This is a genomic window from Fibrobacter sp. UWR4, from assembly GCF_003149045.1.
GTDB lineage: Bacteria > Fibrobacterota > Fibrobacteria > Fibrobacterales > Fibrobacteraceae > Fibrobacter.
Map to the genome: position 1 here is coordinate 1 of NZ_QGDU01000080.1, position 2,139 is coordinate 2,139.

A 2,139-nucleotide genomic window follows, 5' to 3' on the forward strand; every position below is an offset into this window, starting at 1 on the left:
TGTAGATGTAAAGATAGCCTACGAATGGGAATCGGAATCGAGAGAATCATCTAGCAAGGCTGCCTAAATGCTTCCACACATGTTGATGATGCCTCGATTTTTTTCGGGGGTTAAATTTGATTCGATATTTATGGATGTCTATCCTTTTTTCTGTTTTGTTCATTGCTTGTGGGGATGATAGCAAGTCCAGTTCCGCAGATATTGATGACGATTTGGAAGAAATTTCCTCTAGCGATTATGATGAGGAATACGATTCCAGCGCCTCTCAAGATTCCACAAAGTCGTCCAGTTCTGTTAAGGACTCCTCCGCCTCAAGCTCCAGCATCGATAGCCTAAACGTTTCAAGTTCGTCTAACGGGCTGAGCAGCTCCTACATCCCCCCATCCACCAAGGATAAATTCACCCTAGTCGACGGAATCGCCATCAAGAAAGACACCGTATCGGACCGCTCCATAAACAAGATCTACAAGACCATTCAGATTGGAAACAAAATCTGGCTGGCGGAAAACCTTCAGTCCGAATCCAAGCAAGGGGTCTGTTACGACAAGCAGGACAGCAACTGCATCAACATGGGATGGCTTTACAGAACCGACGTTCCCGGCTGTCCGGGAGATTTCACCTACCCCACTCAGGAAGACTGGGAATATCTTTTTTACATCGCAAAGAACATGAAGTCCCTGCGTTCCAAGGACCTGTGGGACAACGCCGGTACAGACGAATTTGGATTTAATCTCCTTCCGGCAGGTACATGCGACCTGGACACTTGTACCGGTATGTATGAAACCACGAGCCTGCTATGCAAGGACCCCTTGGGATCCTACACCTTCACCTCCACTAGCGGAACTCCTGAATACAAAAAATTCCATCCGTCGATCTATATCTCTGTCCGCTGCGTCATGGATGCAGAGGACCTCTACAGCGAAGAGGACCTGCCCCAAGGCTGCAAAAACAGGGACCGCCGCACAGTCCAGGGAAATCAATTCTTCGAATGCATGGACAACTCTTGGTACGCGAGCACTTTAGAGACACCAGTCCACTGCAGCGACAAGGAAGAATCTACAAACGTGCTTTATCACGGCTCCATGTACAACTGCAGGTCTAATAAATGGTTCGCCATAACCACCATGGATAAAGAAGTGGGCTTCTGCACCGAAGACAAACTGGGAGACACCTTGACTTACAAATCCAGTCTATACGCATGTGACTCCTTAAAATGGATCTACGCAGAAGTTCGACATGTGTATGGAGAATGTCTCCAGATAGACCGGGACTCCATCTACACCTTTAAAGGCTACAGCTACGTCTGCATTGACTCCGTATGGAGAAAGGCTACCCAAAACGAACAGAAATACGGTGTATGCACCGAAGCAAAGACAGGCACTTTTAGCGACGAATCAAAAGATCTCATTTGCAAAAATCACCAATGGTCCATAGCCAGCCGTTATGACAAGCTGGGAGTTTGCAACGCAAAGACAAAAGGAATCCTTTCCACCCTCGACTCCGTGTTCTATGTCTGCGATTCCACCTCCTGGGTTAAAGCCGAGGTTCAGCATGTCTATGGAGAATGCCTTGAGTACGAAAGAGACTCCATCTACACCTTAAACAAGGTCCGTTACGTCTGTCTCGATTCGGCCTGGAAAAAAGCATCAACCTCAGAAATTGCATACGGAGTCTGTACAAAGGCAAAATCGGGAACATTTAGCGACGAAGATAAAACCGAAATCTGTGATCAGCACAAGTGGCGATACTCCACACTAGAAGACAAGATCGGTCCTTGCACCACAAAAAACAGTGGCGAGATCAAAGAATCCAACGATAGAAAATATGTCTGTAAGGACTCTTCCTGGAAAACAGCATCCACAACCGACCTTCTTGGCCCCTGTAACGACGATACCCGATACACCACCAAGACCGAGAGTTCCAGGGAATACGTTTGCAAATCTACCGGCTGGACCACCATTTCTTCTAGAGAAAAAGAGTTTGGAATCTGCACCCCTGAAATGGAAGGAGTAATCAAGGACAACTACTATATATGCAAAAAAGAGGCTCTTCATCAACATGTGTGGGTGGCTTCGCCACCCTTTTTTGTTGACTTTCGCCTAAATTAAACAAAAAATGGGCTATTTTCTAAAATTTAAT

Annotated in this window: 1 protein-coding gene; it reads left to right on the forward strand. The window is 46.4% G+C overall.

What is annotated here, in order from left to right; genetic code table 11:
• Positions 1–134: 134 nt before the first annotated feature.
• The gene (locus tag BGX12_RS15135; protein ID WP_109736849.1) at positions 135–2,108 is read left to right on the forward strand and encodes an FISUMP domain-containing protein; all 1,974 of its coding nucleotides are present in this window, start codon (positions 135–137) and stop codon (positions 2,106–2,108) included.
• Positions 2,109–2,139 lie beyond the last annotated feature (31 nt).

Excerpts from the sequence above, each read along its gene's own strand:
- BGX12_RS15135 (WP_109736849.1), top strand. The coding sequence starts at position 135 with ATGTCTATCCTTTTTTCTGTTTTGTTCATTGCTTGTGGGGATGATAGC.